Annotated in this window: 20 protein-coding genes and 1 pseudogene; 3 read left to right on the top strand and 18 right to left on the bottom strand. The window is 37.4% G+C overall.

Translation table 11 applies throughout. The features are described 5' to 3' along the window. Window positions 1–181 precede the first annotated feature (181 nt). The gene (locus LZ480_RS01180; protein ID WP_241367502.1) at window positions 182–1,360 is read left to right on the top strand and encodes a pyridoxal phosphate-dependent aminotransferase; all 1,179 of its coding nucleotides are present in this window, start codon (window positions 182–184) and stop codon (window positions 1,358–1,360) included. A 75-nt stretch (window positions 1,361–1,435) separates the two neighbouring features. Here LZ480_RS01180 and LZ480_RS01175 read toward each other — a convergent pair whose 3' ends face one another. The 5 genes and pseudogenes from LZ480_RS01175 to LZ480_RS01155 all read right to left on the bottom strand — a co-directional run. Next, entirely contained in the window at window positions 1,436–2,626 is a 1,191-nt protein-coding gene (locus tag LZ480_RS01175; protein WP_241367501.1) for a glycine C-acetyltransferase, read from the bottom strand. Window positions 2,627–2,684: 58 nt separating this feature from the next. Next, window positions 2,685–3,302 carry a YczE/YyaS/YitT family protein gene (locus LZ480_RS01170; protein ID WP_241367500.1) on the bottom strand — a complete coding sequence of 206 codons (618 nt, stop codon included), beginning with the start codon at window positions 3,300–3,302 and terminating at the stop codon, window positions 2,685–2,687. Between the two features lie 17 nt (window positions 3,303–3,319). Further along, window positions 3,320–3,805, bottom strand: a complete 486-nt coding sequence (ybaK, locus tag LZ480_RS01165; RefSeq protein WP_241367499.1) for a Cys-tRNA(Pro) deacylase — start codon at window positions 3,803–3,805, stop codon at window positions 3,320–3,322. A 127-nt stretch (window positions 3,806–3,932) separates the two neighbouring features. Beyond that, the gene (locus LZ480_RS01160) at window positions 3,933–4,763 is read right to left on the bottom strand and encodes a putative metalloprotease CJM1_0395 family protein (RefSeq protein ID WP_241367498.1); all 831 of its coding nucleotides are present in this window, start codon (window positions 4,761–4,763) and stop codon (window positions 3,933–3,935) included. Between the two features lie 308 nt (window positions 4,764–5,071). Beyond that, window positions 5,072–5,299, bottom strand: a pseudogene (locus tag LZ480_RS01155) (DNA topoisomerase III); the annotation flags it as partial. Between the two features lie 156 nt (window positions 5,300–5,455). Between LZ480_RS01155 and LZ480_RS01150 the strand changes: the two are divergent. Further along, window positions 5,456–7,645: a DNA topoisomerase III gene (locus tag LZ480_RS01150; RefSeq protein ID WP_241367497.1), complete on the top strand. Its 2,190-nt coding sequence runs from the start codon at window positions 5,456–5,458 to the stop codon at window positions 7,643–7,645. 257 nt (window positions 7,646–7,902) lie between these two features. Here LZ480_RS01150 and LZ480_RS01145 read toward each other — a convergent pair whose 3' ends face one another. The 8 genes from LZ480_RS01145 to LZ480_RS01110 all read right to left on the bottom strand — a co-directional run bounded on the left by LZ480_RS01145 (window position 7,903) and on the right by LZ480_RS01110 (window position 16,455). Further along, complete coding sequence (locus tag LZ480_RS01145; protein ID WP_241367496.1) at window positions 7,903–8,886, bottom strand: alpha/beta fold hydrolase; 984 nt, start codon at window positions 8,884–8,886, stop codon at window positions 7,903–7,905. 229 nt (window positions 8,887–9,115) lie between these two features. After that, window positions 9,116–9,445, bottom strand: a complete 330-nt coding sequence (locus LZ480_RS01140; RefSeq protein ID WP_241367495.1) for a 6-aminohexanoate hydrolase — start codon at window positions 9,443–9,445, stop codon at window positions 9,116–9,118. Beyond that, window positions 9,438–9,674, bottom strand: a complete 237-nt coding sequence (locus tag LZ480_RS01135; protein ID WP_099423209.1) for a helix-turn-helix transcriptional regulator — start codon at window positions 9,672–9,674, stop codon at window positions 9,438–9,440. Before LZ480_RS01135 ends, LZ480_RS01140 begins: the two co-directional genes overlap by 8 nt. 465 nt (window positions 9,675–10,139) lie before the next feature. Beyond that, window positions 10,140–11,258 (bottom strand): GerAB/ArcD/ProY family transporter, encoded by a 1,119-nt coding sequence (locus tag LZ480_RS01130; RefSeq protein ID WP_241367494.1) that lies wholly within the window; start codon window positions 11,256–11,258, stop codon window positions 10,140–10,142. Window positions 11,259–11,291: 33 nt separating this feature from the next. Further along, window positions 11,292–11,528 (bottom strand): hypothetical protein, encoded by a 237-nt coding sequence (locus LZ480_RS01125; RefSeq protein ID WP_241367493.1) that lies wholly within the window; start codon window positions 11,526–11,528, stop codon window positions 11,292–11,294. A gap of 2 nt (window positions 11,529–11,530) precedes the next feature. Further along, window positions 11,531–12,721 carry a Ger(x)C family spore germination protein gene (locus LZ480_RS01120; protein ID WP_241367492.1) on the bottom strand — a complete coding sequence of 397 codons (1,191 nt, stop codon included), beginning with the start codon at window positions 12,719–12,721 and terminating at the stop codon, window positions 11,531–11,533. A gap of 3 nt (window positions 12,722–12,724) precedes the next feature. Continuing rightward, window positions 12,725–14,335, bottom strand: coding sequence for a spore germination protein (locus tag LZ480_RS01115; RefSeq protein ID WP_241367491.1), 1,611 nt, complete (start codon window positions 14,333–14,335; stop codon window positions 12,725–12,727). Between the two features lie 437 nt (window positions 14,336–14,772). Further along, window positions 14,773–16,455: a methyl-accepting chemotaxis protein gene (locus LZ480_RS01110; RefSeq protein WP_241367490.1), complete on the bottom strand. Its 1,683-nt coding sequence runs from the start codon at window positions 16,453–16,455 to the stop codon at window positions 14,773–14,775. A gap of 495 nt (window positions 16,456–16,950) precedes the next feature. Between LZ480_RS01110 and LZ480_RS01105 the strand changes: the two genes are divergently transcribed. Next, complete coding sequence (locus LZ480_RS01105) at window positions 16,951–17,151, top strand: cold-shock protein (protein WP_241367489.1); 201 nt, start codon at window positions 16,951–16,953, stop codon at window positions 17,149–17,151. 310 nt (window positions 17,152–17,461) lie between these two features. Here LZ480_RS01105 and LZ480_RS01100 read toward each other — a convergent pair whose 3' ends face one another. The 5 genes from LZ480_RS01100 to LZ480_RS01080 form a co-directional block, all read right to left on the bottom strand. Then, a complete protein-coding gene (locus LZ480_RS01100; protein WP_241367488.1) occupies window positions 17,462–18,172 on the bottom strand; it encodes an ABC transporter permease in 711 nt (236 codons plus the stop codon). Further along, on the bottom strand, window positions 18,169–19,017 hold the full coding sequence (locus LZ480_RS01095) for an ABC transporter ATP-binding protein (protein ID WP_241367487.1): 849 nt from the start codon (window positions 19,015–19,017) through the stop codon (window positions 18,169–18,171). The genes LZ480_RS01100 and LZ480_RS01095 overlap by 4 nt, the downstream gene beginning before the upstream one ends. Before the next feature lie 146 nt (window positions 19,018–19,163). Next, window positions 19,164–20,096: a response regulator transcription factor gene (locus tag LZ480_RS01090; RefSeq protein ID WP_241367486.1), complete on the bottom strand. Its 933-nt coding sequence runs from the start codon at window positions 20,094–20,096 to the stop codon at window positions 19,164–19,166. Between the two features lie 134 nt (window positions 20,097–20,230). Continuing rightward, window positions 20,231–21,397 (bottom strand): aminotransferase-like domain-containing protein, encoded by a 1,167-nt coding sequence (locus LZ480_RS01085; protein WP_241367485.1) that lies wholly within the window; start codon window positions 21,395–21,397, stop codon window positions 20,231–20,233. 611 nt (window positions 21,398–22,008) lie between these two features. Further along, window positions 22,009–22,824, bottom strand: coding sequence for an undecaprenyl-diphosphate phosphatase (locus LZ480_RS01080; RefSeq protein WP_241367484.1), 816 nt, complete (start codon window positions 22,822–22,824; stop codon window positions 22,009–22,011). Window position 22,825: the final 1 nt, after the last annotated feature.

Here is a 22,825-nt window from a genome sequence, read left to right as displayed (position 1 = left end):
TCTACAAAATTCACTACACTTTAAATTATCATAATTTTCACTTTACTTAAACCTAGAAAAGTACTAAGATTATTTTTAATCTTTGAAAAACATAAATTGTACGAGTTAATATATTTACTTATATACCATACATTGAAAAGCCAATACGCTCTAATCTACTAAAAAAGGGATGAACAAAACCATGGAATTTTCGAAAAAACTTCAACAGCTACCTCCGCAATTTTTTGCGGCGCTTGTTGGAAAAGTCAACGAGGCACTTGCACAGGGGCGTGATGTGATTAATTTAGGGCAAGGCAACCCTGACCAGCCAACACCTGATCATATTATTGAAACCTTACAAGTGGCGGCAATGAATTCACAAACTCATAAATATTCACCGTTTCGTGGCATTGCTGAGCTACGTCAAGCAGCTGCGGACTTTTATAAACGTGAATACAATGTCGACATTGACCCAAACACCGAAGTTGCGATACTTGGTGGTACAAAAGTTGGGCTAGTTGAACTGCCCCTTGCTGTTTTAAATCCCGGTGATTACATGTTGCTTCCTGACCCAGGCTATCCTGATTATTTATCAGGCGTTGCGCTTGCGGATGTAAAGTTTAATACATTACCATTGACTGCACAAAACGACTTTTTACCGGATTATAACTCCCTATCTGACGAAGTGAAAGAGCGCGCGAAATTAATGTACTTAAACTACCCAAACAATCCAACTGGTGGTGTTGCAACGGCTGAATTTTTTGAGGAAACGGTTCGGTTCGCAAAAGAAAACCAAATCGCCGTTGCCCATGACTTTGCCTACGGAGCAATTGGTTTTGACGGCAAACGTCCACCGAGCTTTTTACAAGCACCCGGCGCAAAGGATATCGGTATTGAATTGTATACCCTGTCCAAATCTTTCAACATGGCGGGTTGGCGTATCGGCTTTGCGGTTGGCAATGCTAAAATGATTGAAGCCATTAACATCATTCAGGACCATTTGTTTTGCAGTCAGTTCCCAGCTATTCAGCATGCGGCTGCTACAGCATTAAACGAAGAACAAACTTGCGTTGAAAATTTGCGTGCACTCTATGAAAGTCGCCGCAATACGCTTGTAGAAGAAGCACAGAAAATTGGCTGGACTATTACCGCTCCAAAGGGCTCGTTTTTTGCGTGGTTGCCTGTCGCTGACGGTTACACAAGCGAGCAATTTGCCGACCTATTACTTGAAAAGGCAGATATCGCAGTCGCTGCTGGCAATGGTTTCGGTGAATACGGGGAAGGCTATATCCGCGTAGGGTTGCTCGTTGATGAAAATCGTCTACGTGAAGCAATGAAACGTGTCGCAAAATTAGAGCTATTTACTGTAAAAGTACAATAATAACAGGCTCCGCGCTACTAAAATTGTAGTACGGAGCCTTTTTGTATATGTCTAGACGGTGTGAATGCGCTTTTCTTATTGAATTACACCTAATTCACGACCAACTTTTGCGTAAATGGCTAATGCATCATCTAACATTTCTTTTGTATGTGCTGCTGTTGGCATATTACGCACGCGACCTGTTCCTTTTGGTACCGTTGGGAATACAATCGACTTTGCGTACACACCTTCTTCAATTAATCGTTTGGAGAATTGCTGTGTTAATTTTTCATCGCCAATAATACAAGGTGTGATTGGTGTTTCTGAATCCCCGATATTAAAGCCAAGCTCGATTAAGCCTTTCTTTAAATAATCACCGTTGTCCCAAAGTTTGTCATGCAGCTCTGTTGATTCCATAATGATTTCCACAGCGCGTGTAATGGCTGCAACGTCCCCTGGTGGTAATGCTGTCGAGAATAAAAACGGACGAGAACGAACCTTTAACCAATCGATTAAATTTTTCTTCCCTGCTACATAGCCACCGACAACACCGATTGCTTTTGATAATGTGCCGATTTGGAAATCGATTTCGTTTTGTAACCCGAAGTGCTTCACTGTACCCGCACCTTTACCTGTTACACCTGAACCGTGTGCATCGTCTACATACGTAATCAAATCAAATTCTTTTGCGATTTCTACGATTTCAGGTAGCTTCGCGATGTCGCCATCCATTGAGAACACGCCGTCAGTAATAACCATGACTTTATTGTAAAGGCCTGATTCTGTCGCTTGTTTTGCTTTCGCACGTAAATCATCCATGTCTGCGTGTGCAAATGGAATGATTTTCGCTTTGGATAAACGGCAGCCGTCGATAATGGAAGCATGGTTCAAAGCATCTGAAAGGATGGCATCGTTTTTATCCATAACAGCAGAAATCGCTGCCATATTACAGTTGAAGCCAGATTGATAGCTAATCGCCGCTTCTGTCCCTTTGAATTTTGCTAATGTTTGTTCTAATTTCACATGTAAATCTAATGTACCGTTAATTGTACGAACCGCACCCGCACCGACACCATATGTTTCGATTGTGTTTTGTGCTATTTTCTTTAATTCATCATTTGTCGCTAAACCTAAATAGTTATTTGATGATAGATTAATTAATTGTTTGCCTGCTACTTGAATGATCGGGCCATTCGCACCTTCAACAGGATCAATTTCGTTGTATAAACCTTGAGTGCGTAGGTCTTGTAAATTTTCATCTAAAAAGGTATTTAATACGTTTGACATGCTCGTTCATCCTTTCAATTTCAACATCAGTTATAGTGTAGCATAAGTTGCCAATATTTTACGTGAGTGGCTCACCAATAATTTTTTCAAGCTTGTTTTTAAAGCAAAATAACGCGGGTTGAATAATATAGCCCGTTCCAAGCGCTAAAATAATCGTACCAAGGCCAACCGGTCCACCAAGTAGCCAGCCAATGCTTGCCGCAATCACTTCCATCACCATACGCCCTGTTTTTACCGAATAGCCCTTGCTCGCGATAATCATCATCACCGTATCCCGTGGGCCCTCTCCAAGACTTGCCGCAATATAAAGTGCACAGCCAATACTCATGACAAAAAAGCCTGCTACAAAATAGCTAATTTCAAAAACAAATAGAGACGCCTCTGGTAATAGCCAGTTAAATAAATCAATAAATGAACCGATTAATAGCATATTTAAAAAAGTAGCTAATCTCGGAACACGTTTAAGATACATCGACGTTACGCAAATAATGAATAATCCTGTTAAAATCGACCACGTGCCGATCGTCAAACCAAATTGGTTAAACATTCCGATATGGAATACATCCCATGGACTGGTGCCAATGACATTGCCTTTAATCGTCAGTGTAATGCCGAGTGCCATCACCATCAGTCCGACAAAAAAGCTACCCCACTGCCACCAAAATTTTTTCGACATATAAATCCTTCTTTCTATTATGTTACAAGCTGGGCAAATTGCGCATTCGATGCTTTCGCCAAATCTGTCGGTGCGAGTTTCATTTGCATGCCAATCTTTCCTGCGCTGACAATTATGTAATCAAGCGTTTCGGCTGCTTGCTCGATATACGTTGGGAACAGCTTTTTCATACCAATTGGCGAACAACCACCTCGTACATAGCCCGTTAAACCAAGTAGCTCTTTTACCGCAATCAATTCTACCTTTTTCTCGCCAACCACTTTTGCTGCGGCCTTTAAATTGAGCTCGGCTTCAACCGGAATAACGAACACAAAATAATGCCCCTTTCCCGCAGTGGCAATCAAAGTTTTGTAAACATGTTCAACCGGTTGACCAATTTTTGCTGCGACTGTTACACCATCTACCGCATGACCATCTTCTGACGTATATTCAAAAATTTCATGTACAATTTTTCGCTGTTCAATCAATCGAATCGCATTTGTCTTCACATGTTTTTTCGCCAAAACTATCACTCCTGTGTTTTCGTTAAAAATTAGTATAGCACCTTTGATTGAAATTGGAATCATTCCATTTAAGTGGAGGCTAAAATAAAACCCGCCCTAGCACGAATTGGCTAAAGCGAGTTTTCATTTATGCAACTTGTGAGAAGGTCGGTTCTGTTACAGAACGGTAGCCGTTTTTCACCATTGCAATATGGGAACTATATTTTTGTGCTGCGTTGTTAAATGTACGTTGGAATAACAGCTTTTCTAAACCCTTTCCAAAAATCGTTTGTTCTTCGGGATTACGGTTAAAATCCTTTTGGAATTTTTCCGGCATTTCAAATGTGAAGTCTTCATCTGCAAATGGTGCCGATTCTTCTTGTTCTTCCATTACTTCACCGTATTTATCGGCGCGTACTTGCTGAATTTGCGCTGAAGCACTTGCCGCTACACGTAAATCTTGCGAGGACGGCTCTGCTGGTGCCAATGCGGCTTGACGTACCCTTTCAAGTAGCGCAATGGTTTCATCCGACTCTCCATTAGTTGCCGGTACTTGAATCGCTACTTCGCCGCCATTAATATAGCGCTGATCGTCTGGTCCTGTTGTATGCGTATACGAAATTGCGCCCGTCACACCTGCCCCTGCCGATTTGTGAGCATCTTCATGCGCAATGACTTCTTGCTCGGTTTGCTTTAACTGTGAAAGTTCCTCTTTTTCTTTTGGACGCGCTAGCTCTTCGTCCTTTGACTCCACTAAAATCTGCTGCGAATCTTTACGGGCAGCTGCATCTGCCTCGTGTAATTCCTTCTCTGTTTTACCAGAAAGTAAATTTTCAAGCGCTTGGAGCATTGGGTTTTTGCTTGCATTTGCATATTTGGCATGCTTTTTATAAGCATCGCCAACCTCTTTGCGCTGGACTGAGCGTTTTCTTTCCTCTAAATCAGAATTATAACCATGTAATAAACTAGCAATTCTCATCTTTATTCACCTCTTTTTAAAAAGTTTATATAGGGTATTATCGCATGGTAAAATAAAACATTCACTAATTATACATATTTTGAATCTTTTGGACTAATATTGGTATGTTACTAGTTAACACACTTGAAGTACAATTTCCCGCAATTTGTTACCTTTTATTTGTAAAATAGATTCTTGGTAATATTGTTTACTATTCAAAAATCCTCTGAAATATAACTATTTTTTATAAGTAAAAAATAGTTATATACTGAATTTTACTTTTCACTAAAAAAACGCCTAAAGGAATCACATCCTCCAGGCGCGTTTTGTTATTTATCGACCTTAAAGCCTTTTAACAAATCTTCAAATGCATTGTTAATTGGCCCTGCTTCTATTTCCTGTTGCTTCATAAATTTTTGTACGCTACGTTTATCCACTTTTCCGTTGCCCTCTTTTTTTCGACGCGCTTCAACGGCAGATAATTTTTCACGCTAGCCGCATTTACATACGAAAATTTGGCCATCACCTTGCCCGTGTAGCTCTAGCTTCTTCTTACATCAGTCGCTAATGCTTCTAACATTAAATTCTTCATCTGAAATTCACTTATCAAGACAACACTTTTTACACATTTTACCACAATCAGATAACTGAAAATGAATATAATTTTTTCCTATGCTATATTAAACACATGGAAATACGAAAGGATGTTATACATGGCTAAAAGTGTAGTATTAGCAGAAAAACCTTCAGTAGCACGCGATATTGCGAATGTGCTGAAGTGTCATAAAAAAGGGAACGGATTTTTAGAGGGCGATAAATATATCGTGACTTGGGCATTAGGACATTTAGTAACATTGGCCGATCCAGAAAGTTACGATGATAAATATAAAAAATGGAACTTAGAAGACTTACCAATGTTACCAGAGCGTCTAAAATTAACAACGATTAAACAAACAAGTAAGCAATATAATGCGGTAAAATCACAGCTAACACGTAACGATGTAAACGAAATTATTATTGCTACAGATGCTGGGCGTGAAGGTGAGCTTGTTGCACGTTGGATTATTGACCGCGCGAAGGTAAACAAGCCGATTAAGCGCTTATGGATTTCATCAGTAACAGATAAAGCTATTAAGGAAGGGTTTGCAAATTTAAAACCGGGTAAAGCTTACGAAAACCTTTATTTTTCAGCTATAGCACGCTCTGAGGCCGATTGGTACATCGGACTAAACGCGACTAGAGCATTAACGACAAAACATAATGCACAGCTAAATTGTGGTCGAGTTCAAACGCCAGTGGTAGCAATGGTTGCAGCACGTGAAGACGAAATTAAAAACTTCAAAGCGCAAACATATTACGGCATTGAAGCACAAACAAAGGATTTAAAATTAACGTGGCAAGATGCTAATGGCAATTCACGCAGCTTCGCAAAAGACAAAATTGATGCGATTGTAAACAAGTTAGATAAGCAAGATGCGAAAGTAATCGAGATTGAACGTAAACCAAAAAAGACATTCTCGCCAGGTTTATATGACCTAACAGAATTACAACGTGATGCGAATAAAATGTTTGGCTACTCCGCAAAAGAGACGTTAAACATTATGCAAAAGCTGTATGAATCACACAAAGTATTAACGTACCCTCGTACAGATTCTCGTTATTTATCATCAGATATCGTTAGCACCCTTCCAGAGCGCTTAAAAGCATGCGCTGTTGGTGAATATCGAGCACTTGCTAACAAAGTATTGGCGAAACCTATTAAAACATCTAAAGCGTTTGTTGACGATTCTAAGGTGTCTGATCACCATGCGATTATTCCAACAGAGGAATACGTGAATTTCTCGGCGTTTTCAGATAAAGAACGCAAAATTTATGACTTAGTTGTAAAACGATTCTTAGCGGTATTATTCCCAGCACATGAATATGAGCAATTAACCGTACAAACTCAAATTGGTTCTGAAAAATTCATCGCTCGTGGGAAAACAGTGATTACAGCTGGTTGGAAGGAAGTTTACTCAAATGGCTTTGATGATGAAGAATCAACAGATGATGTGAAAGAGCAGCTACTTCCACGTCTTGAAAAAGGTCAAGTATTGAAAGTAACACTACTTGCGCAAACATCAGGCCAAACAAAGCCACCCGCACGCTTCACAGAGGCAACATTGCTTTCGGCTATGGAAAACCCTACGAAGTACATGAACACGCAAAATAAGCAGCTTGCAGACACACTAAAAACGACTGGTGGATTAGGTACTGTAGCAACACGTGCTGATATCATTGATAAACTATTTAACTCATTCTTAATTGAAAAGCGTGGTAAGGACATCCATATCACTTCTAAAGGACGTCAATTACTTGATTTAGTACCAAATGAATTAAAATCACCTGAAACAACAGGACAGTGGGAGCAAAAGCTTGAGCTAATCGCTAAAGGTAAATTGAAAAAAGAAACATTTATCAACGAAATGAAGCAACATACAAAGGAAATTGTAGCAGACATTAAAAATAGCGATAAAAAATTCAAGCACGACAATATTTCAACGAAGTCTTGTCCTGATTGCGGGAAGCCAATGCTTGAGGTAAACGGCAAAAAAGGCAAAATGCTTGTATGCCAAGATCGTGAATGTGGTCACCGTAAAAACGTATCTCGTGTGACGAATGCACGCTGCCCTCAATGTAAAAAGAAATTAGAATTACACGGACAAGGTGACGGTCAAATTTTCGTATGTAAATGCGGACACCGTGAAAAACTATCTGCGTTTGAAGCGCGTCGTAAAAAAGAAGGCGGCGGTAAAGTCGATAAGCGTAGTGTGCAGAAGTATATGAAGCAGCAGGAAAAAGAGGCAGAGCCGATTAATAATGCTTTTGCGGATTTATTAAAAGGGTTAAAAATAGAAGATTAACATAAAGTTTCAAACAACGCTTAATATACTAAATCGGTATATCAAGCGTTGTTTTTAATTATCTACATTCGTTTTTTTCCAGTAGTTATATTCAAAGTAATGATCCCCAGTTCCAAAAGTTATATACTTTAATTTCTCCATATCGGTTGCAAACTCTTCGTGTCCATTTACATCACTTAATTTAAATAAAAGTAATGGTAAACATTAAGCCTATAATAATAATGAACATTGCTCTTTTCATGAAGAAAAAAATATTACTATTTTGTTATTATTAATGAATCAATGAATTTATTAACTTGTTTGCTCATTTCTTTGTAACGAGTCCAATGGAGATAATGATGTCCTTCTAATGTTTCAATTTTACTTGAAGGAGAATTACTTAATTGCGTTTCATAAAAAGTCACATTGTTTTTACCATCCTCTGTTACCTTATCTTTTTTCGTAGCGAATAATAAAACTGGCATGTTAGAAGGGAATGTCATATCAACTGTTTTGTTAATATTATTTTTAATTTCATTGGCTTCATTAACAACGTTTTTATTCCCCCCCTTCCAAGCGGAGATAGCCTTGGTCATTTTTAAGTTTTCTTCAGAATATGTACCATCATCAGCAATAGGTAAAAAGCCTTCAGGATTTATAAATAACGCTAGTCTTGCTATTCCTGTTGGTGCTACGTATCTTAAAAATTTAGGTAGCGTAGGGGCAGGTTCATTAAAATAATCAATAGCTTGTGGAAAAAGAGCATCAATCCCAATAACTGCATCAATCTCAGCAGGATACTTATTGGCATAATACAAACTATAAATTCCTGATACGGAATGGGGCATTAAAATATATGGACCTTCTATATTGGCTTTCTTTAGAGCCATTCTAATTTCTTCTACGATGTTTTCTACAGTTCGTTCTTTTGTCGTTATATCACTCCATCCATAACCAAAAGTTTCTACCACGACAACTTTATTGGTTTTGGCCATTTCGTTTATTAAGGGTTCAAAATCCAATACAGGTGCGGTTGTACCTAGTCCGCTTAATAAAACAATGGTGTTCACCCCATCTCCTTTTGTATAAACGTGCATATTTTGATTATCGACTTCTACTATTTGACCAATTGGTGGATATTGTGTTTGCTCATATACCTTCAAGACGTGGTGAAAAACAATCCATACAAGGAATAACGCTACTATTGTTAATAAAATATTTCTTACAATAATCCAAGTTCTAAATTTTCTTTTTACTTTCATTACTAATATAAACCCTCCCTATTTAATCTATAATTTCATAATAATAGAAGTAAAGTAGTGGTTCCATTGATTAACTATAATCCTTCTTACAAGTTTGAAAGATTGTTCATTTATTCAACAATCTGGCCCTTTTCATGAAGAAAAGGTACAATTCTTGCTGCAGAATTGCACCCCGTTTGTTTAATAAAAAAAGCTACCAAAAAGGCAGCTCATTGTAATTTCTGAATTTTTAATTGAAATCTTTTTTGTACAGTCTGAAAGCACTTATTGCACCTACAAGGAATACAATCGCTTGGAATAATAATAAGAACTGGCGGAAATTTTGGATATCATTGTCAACTAATGAAATAAACATACCAGTCATAATCAATTGGGTAGAAAACATACTAGAAATAATTTTCAAATATATGGAATTTGTTCTTTCGTCTGGTTTACCAAACTTCTTTCCCACAAAAAATAGAACCAGCAAAGAACCAATATAAATAAATGTCATAATTCCTACAAAAATATTAAAATTTACTACGCTTTCAAGCATCCATCTGTCTAAAACATCAATCATTGTTATCTTCCTCTCCTACATATGAAAATATTTCATTAATATCTACTTCAAAAAAATTGGCAATTCTATAGGCTAACACTAAAGATGGTGAGTAATTATTCTTTTCCATAACAAAAATAGTTTGTTTGGAGACTCCAACTGCATCTGCCAGATCCTTTTGAGACATCCGCTTTAACACTCTAAACTCATATACCTTGTTTACGATTGAATCACCAAAGCTCTCTTTCACAAGACCGCCTCCCTATATTTAACATAATAAAACATAAATAGAAAAAAGTAAAGTTTAATTATACAATTTATAATAAATATTTTATAAAGGTGCGATATATATTTATATTTTATAACTAATACTTACTTTTCTATTAAAAAAAGGAGCATTAAACTTTTGTTTAATGCTCCTTCTTAGCTATTTAAATTGCACCATAAAATACACCCAAAGCGTCGTTTGTTAACCATTCATAAAAGAAAGATGTTCAGTAAAATGGCCCTTTAATGAAAAAGGGAGCAGATCCTTGTTACAGAATCGCCCCTGTTAGTTGAATTACAAAACTTCCAATTTGAGTCAATAATCAATAGAATTGGCTATATCTAACAAGGTTTTGGGAGTAACTTTATCTGATACTCGTTTATCAACACCTAGCATCCTCTATATTAGAAACCATTCTTTCTAAATATTTTTTTTCTAAATACCTAGCTATTCATTTATTTTTACTTCTTTCTTTATTGTTCTTTTTCGTATTGCATATACGACTACCAACAAAAGAGGTAAAAAAAGTCCGATTGATAATGTTAAAGAATTACCCGTTGTATCGTCAAAATGTTTTTGGTAGATGATATTAGGATAAATCACGAGAGAAAGGACAACGGCAATCATGCCTAGCGGTAAGGTTAAAGGACGGTAATCTTTCAAATTCAGAATTTGTGCCATCCCTAAAACGGAAGCGTAAAAATAAAGGGTCGTCTTAAAATAGAGAGTGATCACCCAAAGTGATGCCATTAATCCCTCAATACGCTGTATAAAATTCCCGATACTTATCTTTTTGGTCAATTCATAGCTTGGATAAATCTCTTCTGCAGTTTTATTAAAACCTAATACGGTAACACATAAAAATGTAATAACGATGATGACGATGCCGCCTATTAAGTTTCCAATTAAAAAAATTTTTTTCCCTTGTTTCATTTTATTAACAAAAGAAGGGAAAATCATTAAGAGAACAATGGCATCTACTGAAGATACTATGACATAAAAAATGGATGATTGAAGGATCTTTTTTGTCCCCATCTCATATACAGGCTGTATGTTTTCAAACTTCATTTCAGGTGAAATACACACCACTAAAATGAAAAAAAAGACGAAGAACACGACAATTAATATTTCTGCAGTACGAGCGAAGGTTTCCAATCCAAGACGGACTCCCATTACCACAATCCCTATCATAAGAAGATTAAGGAATATCATTGGCGTATTTGGCATCATATGGATGTTTAAAAATATCCCAAAATAATACAAAAGTTCTGAAGCAAAAAGAAGAGATATGAATACAAAAAAAGTAGCAAAGGCTTTACCTATCCATCTTCCAAATAGTTTTTCTATGATTTGGACATAAGTGAGGTGAGGGAACCAAAGTGCTATAGTGATGAATAGCCAGATGACTAATAAGCCGATTCCCGTACCAATTATAGCTGCAATCCAGGCATCTTGCTTTGCGTCGGTTGCTAATGCTGATGGTACAGTTAAGATGCTCGAACCAATCGTAAATAAAATAACTAAAACCAGAAATTGGTACGGATTTATTTTAACGTCTTGCATCATTTCAAATCATACCTTCCCCTCTACACTATTCTTTTATTTCAACAAAAGAGAAATAAAATCATTAAGCGGTTTAAAAATAAAAGTGAGTAAATCAAATGGATTTGGAATAGGCCTTTCAAATCCAAAAAGTGTAATACTTAGTCCTACCCCAATTGCAAGAAGAATTGAAAATACAAGCAACTCTTTTTTATATTTTTTTTCCAACAGAGGCGGAACTTCAATCCACAGAATAACTGCCGCACATAGAAGTATTCCTATAGTTTTTATCATAATTATTTAACCTCTATCTTTTCTAAGAAAGAATTACCTACTGTACCCGTATGCACAAGTTCTACGTCTACTTTAACATTCGCTGTCAGCTCAGGGAATTTCTCATTCCACTGCTCTTTCATCTTTTTCCATTCTTTCGGATTAGATCGATGAATGGCTTCACCAAATCCAAATATGTCTGACTTATATTGTTTTTGTACCGTTTCAATGGCCTGGTTAATGATCTCTTCCATCTCTTTTTCAGTAATCTTCTCTAGCTCAACAATTGTTTTTTGGTCATTAAGATTAATTTGGCACTCTACTTCCCCAACATTTCCTTTTACTTTAATATTGACATCTACTTCGGGCTCACCATTGTTTATTTTTCCTTTCATTTTAGAATCCATTTGAATAATCTCTATAGTGGCTTTCCCCTCTTCAGGACAAGATATAGTAGTTACAGAACTTTGGACTTCGTTGACGATGTCATTATAGCCTCTGCCTTCTCGTTCAGTTAACCAGCCCACTAATTTATCTTTCTTAAACACCGCTAATTCATCATATTTAATTCGTGCAGAAGGAGTAATCGATTCCACATTCTGTTTGCTTGATCCCTTTTCTTGATCCCCTGTTACTAGTATCCCTGTCAATACAGCTTCCCTTCCGCTACTTGTCATAGAGGCTATCAACTCATCTAACTTAATGCCGTTTGTTGCAGCCCAAGAAGCTTCTGACGTTTGAAGGGTGTTAAACATTTTATTGGCGGGTATACTTTCAATCGGTGTACTAACATTCAGTACTTCCTCTGCGGTCATATCCTTTGCAATTGCAACAAAGAAATCAGATCGAAGTTCCCGATCTCTTGACAGTAAATCTAAGGATTTCGCTATCCCTTCTTCAGCTAAATCCTCACCTAGCACAAGCATTCGAAGATGTCCTGGATATATTTTTCGTGGCGATGACTTTGTAATTTTTCGAAAGGCTTCATATACCGTTTTTCCGTTCTCCTGAAACAGGGTGACTGGTGAACGCCCAGTACCTGTTTTCATGGTTATTTCCGAAGGTACTACCACTTGAACAGTTACTTGGTATTCATCTTCTACTTTATCTATTCCTATTGCCAACGTAATACCAAGTTCATTTAATTCCCTCTTGTCCCAACACCCCATAAGAATGGGGCTAAGAATCAGGAGAACTAACATGCACTTTTTCATCGTTTAACCCCCTTCGTTTTTTGGTGGTGCTGGTTTTGCAGAGGCTGACTCTTGTTGCCTAACGATATTTTGTTGATTGATTAGACGAGGTCTAGTAAACATTTTCCATATAGGAAGGCGAATAAACGTATCCTTTTGATCGGAAAGATTAAATGGAGCTAGTGAAGACATATAAGGCACACCAAAAGAACGCAAACTACATAAATGCAGAAGTAGGGCGATTAAACCAATCGTTATTCCTAATAAACCAAAAGAAGCAGCTATTGCCATAAACCCAAAACGTAGCATCCTTCCCGAGATAGCTATGTTGTAAGTTGGCGAAACGAAACTAGAAATGGCGGTTATTGAAACCACGATTACCATCGCAGCAGAGATGATGCCTGCTTCAACCGCTGCTGTTCCAATTACAAATGCCCCTACAACAGAAATGGCTGAACCGATGCTTCGTGGCATTCTTAAGCCTGCTTCACGCAAGATTTCAAAGGTGACTTCCATTATGATTGCTTCAACAAATGCCGGAAATGGGGCACCTTCACGTTGGGCTGCCAGACTTATAAGGAGTCCAGTGGGTAGCATGGCATGATTAAAAGTTGTGATGGCAATAAATAATGCAGGTGCAAGTATTGTAATCGCAAACGAAAAAAAACGAAGGAGTCGTATAAGACTCGAAATATCCGCGCGTTGATAGTAATCCTCTGAAGATTGAAAAAATTGAATAAATAATGCTGGAACAATTAGGACAAATGGCGTTCCATCAACCAAAATGGCTATGCGTCCTTCCAATAATGCTGCAGCTACTGCATCCGGACGTTCCGTATTGAATATAGTTGGAAAAGGTGAATAAGGTGCATCCTGAATTAATTCTTCGATATTTCCACTTTCAAGAATTCCATCAATATCTATTTTATCCAAACGTAAACGAACTTCTTTCACTATTTTGTCATTTGCAATTCCGTTGATATACATCATGGCGACATTCGTTTTCGTGCGTTTTCCAATAACTTTTGATTCCATCCAGAGATTGGGATCTTTCAGTCTTCTACGAACTAAGGCGGTATTTACACGTAAATTTTCGGAGAATCCTTCGCGGGGTCCTCTTACCACCACCTGGGCTGTTGCTTCCGTTACTCCACGCTCAACCCAATGCCTATTGGAAATGATTAAACCTTGGGCATATCCATCGATCAAAATAATCGTATCCCCCGATAAAAGTCCAGTAAAAAGCACTTCAAAATTAGTCAGTTCATTAATTTCTCCTACTGTCATGGCAGAATCTTTTAATACACCAATCAGATTTTGATCAGGAGATAGCTCTTTCTGTAATTCGGTCCCATTGATATCTAGCATAAGCGTTTCTAAAATGAAATTCTGTAATGAGGCTGTATCGGTTAATCCATCTGTATAGATAATACCGACTTTAATAGCCTCTTCTTTTCCAATTCGAATTTCTCGAATGATAATATCCGAGCTTTTCCCAAGTGAATCTTTTATTATTTGTATATTTTCTTGAAGATTTGTTTTTAATTCGTTTGCTGAACTTGTCTCCATCATTTGACTAGCTGAAATAGAATTGGAATCCATTTTTGAATTACTTTTCTTTCTGAAAAAGCCCATAGACTACCTCGCATTTACTTTTTATTTTTTTGCGTACTATTTTTAATTTTATTTATTACTTTCCTAGTAAGGAATATATTTGTTTATCCTAAACTTCTCTATTAAGAATGTTGAAAAGAGATGGATTCTCATTTTCTTGAGCATGAGGAAACTTCTTTCAACTGAAAAGTCTTAAAACACATATTTTTTTCTAACTAAAAAAATCATACTACTATTATACTAACTCCAACCAAACCACCGCTTCACAATGTGTGGAGTATACTTCGATGTCCATAAAACTGAAAGCTATAAGTCATTTATGGTCAAAAAACCGAACTTCTAAACTAAACGAGCACCTACTTCGGGACCAATGAACTGTTGAGCGCATTCATAAAGTACCGTTCACTGGGCTAAAAAAATGCGCCATTAGCGGACAAACTGCTAATGGCGCATTTTAATTATAGTTTGAAATGATTTACTTCGAGCTGTAATTGTTCGGCTAATTCCGATAATGCCTGTGCATTTGCGGAAATTTCTTCGGTTGATGCAAGCTGTTCTTCAGTTGCTGCGCTTGTGTCGCTTGCGGTGTTGGCCGTTTGAGTTGCAAGTAGTTGCACACGCATTGCACTATCTGAGACTGCTCCTGTCATCGCTTGAATGGCTTCCACTGCCGTCGATACAGACTCGACGCTGTGCACGACATCTTCAATGCCTGTTTCGATCTTTAGGAACACTTGTAACGATTCTGTTGTTTTTTCCATCCCTGCATCCACCTTCGTGCCACCAGCAACAATTGTTCGCGTTGCCTCACTTGATGTTTGCTGAATTTGCTGCACCATGCGCTCGATTTCAGTGGCAGAGTTTTTCGATTGCTCTGCAAGTTTTCGAACTTCATCGGCTACAACTGCAAAGCCTTTACCATGTTCTCCTGCACGTGCCGCTTCAATTGCCGCATTTAATGCTAGAAGATTGGTTTGATCTGCAATATCAGTAATAAGCCCGGTAATTTGTTGAATGCTGGTTGAGTGTTGTTCCATTTCATGCATCATAGTTGTTGTGTTGGCAAAGGTTTCATGGATGATTTCCATTTGCGTGACGACATTTTGAATCGATGTTGCACCTCGGTCGATTAACGTTTTCACTTCATTCGTTGCGTGAAGCATTTGTTCATTATCCCCTGAAATTTGGTCAACGCTTATACGTAGTTCCTCCATCGAATCAATCGATGCATTCATATAGCTTGATTGCTCCGAACTTGTTGCTAATTGTTTTTCCGCTGAAGTTGCGACCATTTGAGAGGAAGCTAAACTTTCCTGCGAGCTCGCTGATAACTCATCCGCATTCGAAGCCACTTGCTTAGAAGAATCCCTTACATTGGACACAATATTTCGCAAATCTTCTAGCATTTTGTTAAAGCTCTTCCCCATTAATCCGATTTCATCTTTGTTCTTAATATGTAGTGGTTGAATCATTAAGTTACCTTGTGCGATTTCCTCAAGTGCCGTAGTAACCTTGTTTACCGGTTTTGAGATATGACGGCTCATATACGTCGAAACAGCTAACGCAAGTGCAGTGGCAACAACCGTTAAAGCCAGCATCGTAATAAAGGCCATACGCTGAAATCGCTCTATTTCTGCACGCGTATTTTCTATATTTTGTTGTTGTACTTCCACAAGTTCACTAATAATATTCAAAACCTCTGAATTAATACTCATGGAAGTAAGCTGCGCTTTAGAGATACTTTGACCTTTTTCTTTCAATTCCATCAATGTATTATTGGCTTCAACTAACAAGCTTTGTTTTTCTTGTAGCTGCTTTAGCAATTGTTCAGAAGCTTTGTCATCATTTAATTCGAGCAACCCTGCTACAGCCTTCTCTTGTTTTTCGATTTCACTCGCAATACTTGATTTTGCTGTTGCTTTATTTAATACAACGTATTCCGTTAATTTTGTTGATAAATCCTTTTGAGCAATTTCTATATCCTTTGCATAAATTATACGTTGCATTTCACGGTCTAAAATATCTTCATACTTACTATTTACAGTACTTAATGCCACTGATCCAATACCGTTAACAAGAAGAATAAGTACAATTGAAATTGAAAAGGATAGCCATAATTTTTTTGAAATTGAATATTTCATCTCGTACCACTCCTTTTTTCAGAATTTTTACTGTCTATGCAAAATTATATACATGTCTTAGGTAAAAAGTCAGCAGATTTTTTGAATTATTCTTAATTCTTAGTACACCTTAAAAATCAAAATATAGTATATTTATTGTATATGAATAACTTCAGCAGTATTTTTTGAGCTTACTTAGCTAAACTGTGTATAAGTTATTGATTATTTTTTAATCTTTTATTTAGAAAAGAACATGGTTCAAAAATATTCAAATTGCTCGTTTAATTCAATTACTTCCTTCATTTATACGAAAAATCAAAAATTTTCTCGCTAATTCATTAAAATATTGTAGACAGTTGGATAAAGTTGTTATACAATAAGAATAATTAAATTGCTTAGCTGGTAACGATTAATTCACATATTAAAAAAGTGAACGTCTACGCTCCCTTTTTTAATGTGTGAATTTTTTTTATACATTTAGCAATTTAACAATTTATTTTTTGGAGGTTTTCTCTCATGCAACAAGGTACAGTAAAATGGTTTAACTCAGAAAAAGGTTTCGGTTTCATCGAAGTTGAAGGCGGCAATGACGTATTCGTACACTTCTCAGCTATCCAAGGTGAAGGATTCAAAACTTTAGACGAAGGTCAAAAAGTTGAGTTCGAAGTTGAAGAAGGTAACCGCGGACCACAAGCTACTAACGTTACAAAACTTTAATTTTAACGAATTAAGTTCATATAGTTAGTTGCAAGAAGCACACTCTTTGTGAGTGTGCTTCTTTTATTATGTAAAATAGCTATTTTCATTTCTAGATGAAACAGCAAGCCCCCATAAAAAAAGAGGCTGGGACAAAACGAAATTTTAACAGGTCTGCTAAAATCTCACCTTTTGTCCCAACCTCATGTTCATACAATTACACCGAGGCGTAACTGCATTCAGATTTTTTTCAAGTCGGCTCTAATAACGCATCCAAAAATCTGTGTCATCCGCCTAGGCTTTAACTTGCTTCCGCTGAATCAAGTTAAGTCTATTCATCTTTTGTTCGTTTTTTAAATAAAAGAACTGCTATGACAATTGCGACCACTGTCCAAATAGTAATCAGTAGTAATGGTTGGACAATCTCCCCCACTGAAGCGCCCTGCTGCGAATGTTCTGCTAAAATTACCAACTGCGCACTTGGTAGCCATTGTGCAATTTTATACATAACGTTCGTTTCAGTTAAATTCAAGGCCATTGGACCAAACGAAAACACGAGTATGATGGGTAAAACCGCTAATGATGCTTCCATTACAGACTTTGTAAATAAGCCACAAATTGTTCCGACAGCTAAATAAAATACCGTTGAAATCGCTAAAACCAAAACAATAGGGACTACTTGACTCGGAGCGTACCCAACAATATACGCACTTACCGCTAAAATGACCCCAGTCAAGATAAAGACAAGCAAGCTTTTTCCTAATAAAATATCCGCTATTGATGCAGGAGACATCATGAGACTACGTAATGTATTGCGTTCTTTTTCTTCCGCAATTAAACACGATTGTACATATGCTGTTACCATCGAAAATGTCATATTGAGTGGTAAAAAGTAACTTTGTATCGATTCTGCACCTGTTTGGCGGTACATAAGGGCTAAAATAAGTGGTAAAAAGATTACCATTGAAATTGCGTAATTTCGAGAAAATTCTTTATAATCCTTCATGAAAATAGCTTGAATACGTTTTAATGATACGTTCATAGTAAATCACTCCCTGTTAATTTTACGAAAATATCCCCTAATGATGGCTCATTTGAATGCATACGTGCGATTTGATCATTTTTCATCCAGTTCATTACGCTTACGGCATCTTCCTCACCATTCACAACAACATGTCGCTCCCCTGTATCTAATTCAATCGTAAATGAATGGTCACTGTACTTTTTCTTTAAGGCAGCGGGTGTATCCAATTCGCGAATTTCCCCTTTGTGTAAGAAGGCAACGCGGTCACAAAGTAGCTCTGCTTCTGCCATATTGTGCGTTGTCAAAAAGATCGTCGTGCCTAATTCATTTAATTTTCGTAAACCTCTATAAATATGTTGCGCATTCACAGGATCTAGCGCGGATGTCGGCTCATCTAAAAACAATAGCTGCGGTTTATGCATAATTGTTCGCGCTAAAATGACACGCTGCAGCATCCCTTTTGAAAGCTGGCTGACCTTTTTCTTACGCTGATTTTGCAAATTAACAAATTGTAATGCTTCTTCAACAGCGTTATTCGAAATACCGTATAAATTACTGTATAATAATAAATTTTCTTCGACCGTTAAGCGTTGATAAAGTCCGCTATTATCCGTAAGTAAGCCTATTTTCGCTTTTTGCTGTGGCTTATGCATGTCACTCGCAGGCTGCCCGAAAACAAAAGCATGGCCACTTGACTGCGTTAATTGCGCTGTCAGTATTTTAATGGTTGTTGTCTTGCCTGAACCGCTTGGACCTAAGAAGCCAAAAATCTCTCCTTTTTTAATGGAAAATGAAACATCCTTTAATGCTTCCTCGCTTCCAAATTTCATTCGCATGTTTTGCACATCAATAATCGTTGTCATATTAGTGCCTCCTTTAATTCGGTTGTTACCATCAATTTAAAGGACTCTGTCAGCTCATGCATTATTTTGTACGTGAGTTGTAGCTTTTTGTTGCTGTTTAGTGTTATTTGACGGTGAATGGTACAGGAGATTTCCCAGGAAATACGTTAAATTCCGACAAGCTCCTTTAGCTCTGATAGTTTATTTCGAGATAGCGGTACTTCTGATTTAGAAGTTCCTTGTAAAACCAAGCTATAACTGTTGCGTGTCCATGAAATGATTTCACGTACCTTTTGTAAATTGACGATATAAGAACGGTGGCATCTAAAAAAGCCAAAATGCATGAGTCGTTTTTCTAATTCATTTAACGTCCACGCACATGAATAACCTTCTCCAGCAACATATATGTAAACTTCCCCTTCCACACTTTCTATGTAATCAATCTCAGGGGGATTAAATAAAATAATCTTGTCGTTTGTTTTCGTAGGAATTTTTTCAATCTTTAATTTGGTTGTTTCGATTGGGGCTGAGTCAGTCTGTTCATCTTTTACATCTAACGTATGTAATCCATCTGTATCGAGTCTAAAAATTTCGCCACCTACCATAATTAAATGCTCTAAGTTATTCGAAAGTATTAAAATATTTTTATGTACTCGCTTGAACTGCATCATTAAATGTAAAAGCAACTTCCGTTCATTTAATTGTAAATTTTGAAATGGCTCAATGAATACAAAGAGCTTTTTATCCTCTAAATAAGGTTGGATAAAACTTAACACTTGGCGTTCATTCGTTGAAAGTTCACTAACGCGTGTTTTTCGCTGCTGTTCAAAACCAAATTCTTTAATTAACTGATCCGTGTTCTGCTTCCCATTATATAAATCGTTATAAAAGCGAAATGTCTCCGCAACGGTTAGCTTTTCATAATGCCCTAGCTGTTGCGTGTGGATATAAATTTCCCTCTTCTTTTGTAATTGATCTTTTAATAAGTTTAGCTTTGTCACATCCGTGTAAATGTTCGTGATAGCTTGTTGAAAATCCAATAGAAACGGAGGTAAAAGTGATTCTCCTAATTCGATTACTTCGTCAATTTTTAATTGCATAACAATACACTCCTTAAATCTCGAAAATTCAGTCACTATTAGTATACTATTTATTTCCATATGTTTAAATTTTGTACAAAATTTAAAGCCATTGTCCTGTTGATTTCAAGACAATGGCTTTTCGTATGCATGCTTTATAAAATTTGACCTAAGCGCTTAATGCCCTCTTCTATCATTTCGGGTGTAGCGTTTGTATAATTCAGGCGCATTGTGTTGACGTCTGACTTGGATGTGTAAAATGGATTCCCCGGTACAAAGGCTACTTTTTGTTCCATTGCCTCGTGGAATTTTTCTAGTGCGTTGGCGCCGTTGTTCATCGTTACCCAGATGAACATGCCGCCCTCTGGTTTTGTGTACGAGACATGTGCTGGGAAGTATTTTTCCATTGCGGCTAACATCGCATTTGCCTGTTCTTTATAGAGTGCGATAATTTTTTCGACATGCTCTTCGTAGGCATTGTTTGTTAAGTAGTCATGTAAAATATATTGTGCAAAAATGTTCGTATGCAAATCAGACGCTTGTTTGGCTGTTTCGATATGATTTAGTAGCTCATGATTTTTCGTTAAAATATAACCTAAACGCATACCTGGTGTTACCGTTTTTGAAAACGAACCGAGAACGACGCTATTTGTCATTTTCCCTGCTGCGATGTACGGTAAATGCTCTCCAGTAAAACGTAATTCACCGTATGGATCGTCCTCGATGAAAATAACATCTTCATCCTTAATGGCTTCATAAACCGCTTCACGACGCTCTTTCGTATACGTTAGCCCCGTTGGATTTTGGAAGTTCGGTACCGTATACACCATTTTTACATTTGGCTGTTTTAATGCGGTCTTTAATTCGGCAACATTAATGCCCTCGTTTTCTAACGTCACGCCATAAAATTGTGGCTCGCGTAATGTGAACGCCTGGATTGCCCCTAGATAGCCAGGCTCTTCAATAACAACGCCGTCTCCCTTGTTTAAAAGTACTTTTGAAATCAGTTCTAACGCTTGCTGTGAACCTGTTGTAATTAATACATCATCGGCTGTGTAATTTAAGCCGGGTTGTTTTTTATTGTATTTTTCTGCAATATACTGACGCAGCGGTAAATAACCTTGTGTCGTTGAATATTGGAACAGCTTTGCACCACTCTCATCAATTGCGTGATTTACTGACGCTTTAAGCGCATCGATTGGAAATGAAATCGGATTCGGTAAACCCCCTGCAAATGAAATGACATCCGCAGAATCCGTTACTTTTAAAATGTTGCGGATGAATGAGGATGGTGTGTTTAAAATACTATCAGAATATTGCATGTTGAGTTCTCTTCCCTTTATTTTAAATTTTCAAAATTTTATCACTTTTTAGTTTGCGTTACAATAGGCATGTCACTTTTTAGCATATACTTACCGACTGTTAGTAGAATTATGACATGAATGCGTTAGGGTTTACAGAGGTTTTTGAGAAAATGTTTACTTAATCTTCATAACAAGTATTTTCCAATACAAAATTTAGAATCAAGTGCATTTATCTAATAAAATTCGTTCTGCTACGCTACGCCGGACGCTTTCCTGAGGGCGTGGCTTCAAAGCTTTGCGACGAGTAATCGCAGGAGCAACCTGATTTTACGCGCACGCTTGATCCTCTAGGAGTCGCCCCCAAGAAATGTGCTCCTGTCGCTACGCTTTCGTCGCAAAGTAAGGCTCAAATCATATGGCATTTGAGCCTTACTTCACTTCGCGGCACTCTACTCTAAATTGAAATTTTGTTTCTATTACAAAATTTTTGAATAAAGTGTACTGTATAATGCCTTCTTTTCGAAATAATGGATAGGCTACTGTATGAAAGACAATAAGCGAAACAGCGGTTGTTCGAATTAGAAAAAAGCACCATTCCCTTCTTAAATAGAAATGATGCTTTAATTGGTTTAGAAGAAAATCAATAGCAGTATACCTACTAGGAAGCAGTAGTATGTGAAATAATGTAGTTTTCCGTTTTTCATAATGCCCATGAACCAACGCATGGCAAAGTAGGTCATGAATAATGTCGCAAAGAATGTGACTGCATACGGAAGAGCCAAGTCCATTTTGTTTGGCTCATCCATAAAATCGCTAATTCCTAGTACAACTCCGCCTAAGCTTACTGGGATGTATAGCATAAACGAAAAGCGTAATGCGGTTTCTTGTTTCATGCCGACTGCAATCGACGAGATAATTGTTGCACCTGAACGGCTAATCCCTGGTGTTAAAGCGACCGCTTGCCCAAGACCTACGATAAAAGCATCTTTTGCCGTTAAATCACCATCGCGTTTTGTACCGCGCATATTCCGAATTAACCATAGGGCAATTCCGGTCACAAATAGCATCATCGCAATCAATGTCATACTCACATTATCCGCAATATAATCGCTCAACAAAATCCCTAACACACCAGCTGGAATCGAGCCGATAATGATATATAAAGCGAAGTTGAAATCTGCTCGATAGCGCTTTTTACGTGTTTTAATAAATAACAAAAAGCCTGTCATTAATCGTATAATATCTTCACGGTAAATAAACATAATCGCAATTAGTGACGCGGTGTTTGTTAAAATTGCGAACGTAAAGCCTTGCTCACCCATTCCTAAAATCTCACTGGCAATCATGACATGGCCGCTTGATGAAACTGGAATTGGCTCCGTAAAACCTTGCACTAAGCCGATGATCAAATGCTTTAACATTAAAATCAAATCGAAGTTTTCCATC

The organism is Solibacillus palustris, from assembly GCF_022549215.1.
GTDB classification, from domain to species: domain Bacteria; phylum Bacillota; class Bacilli; order Bacillales_A; family Planococcaceae; genus Solibacillus; species Solibacillus daqui.
This window is presented reverse-complemented; position numbering and strand designations above follow the sequence as displayed.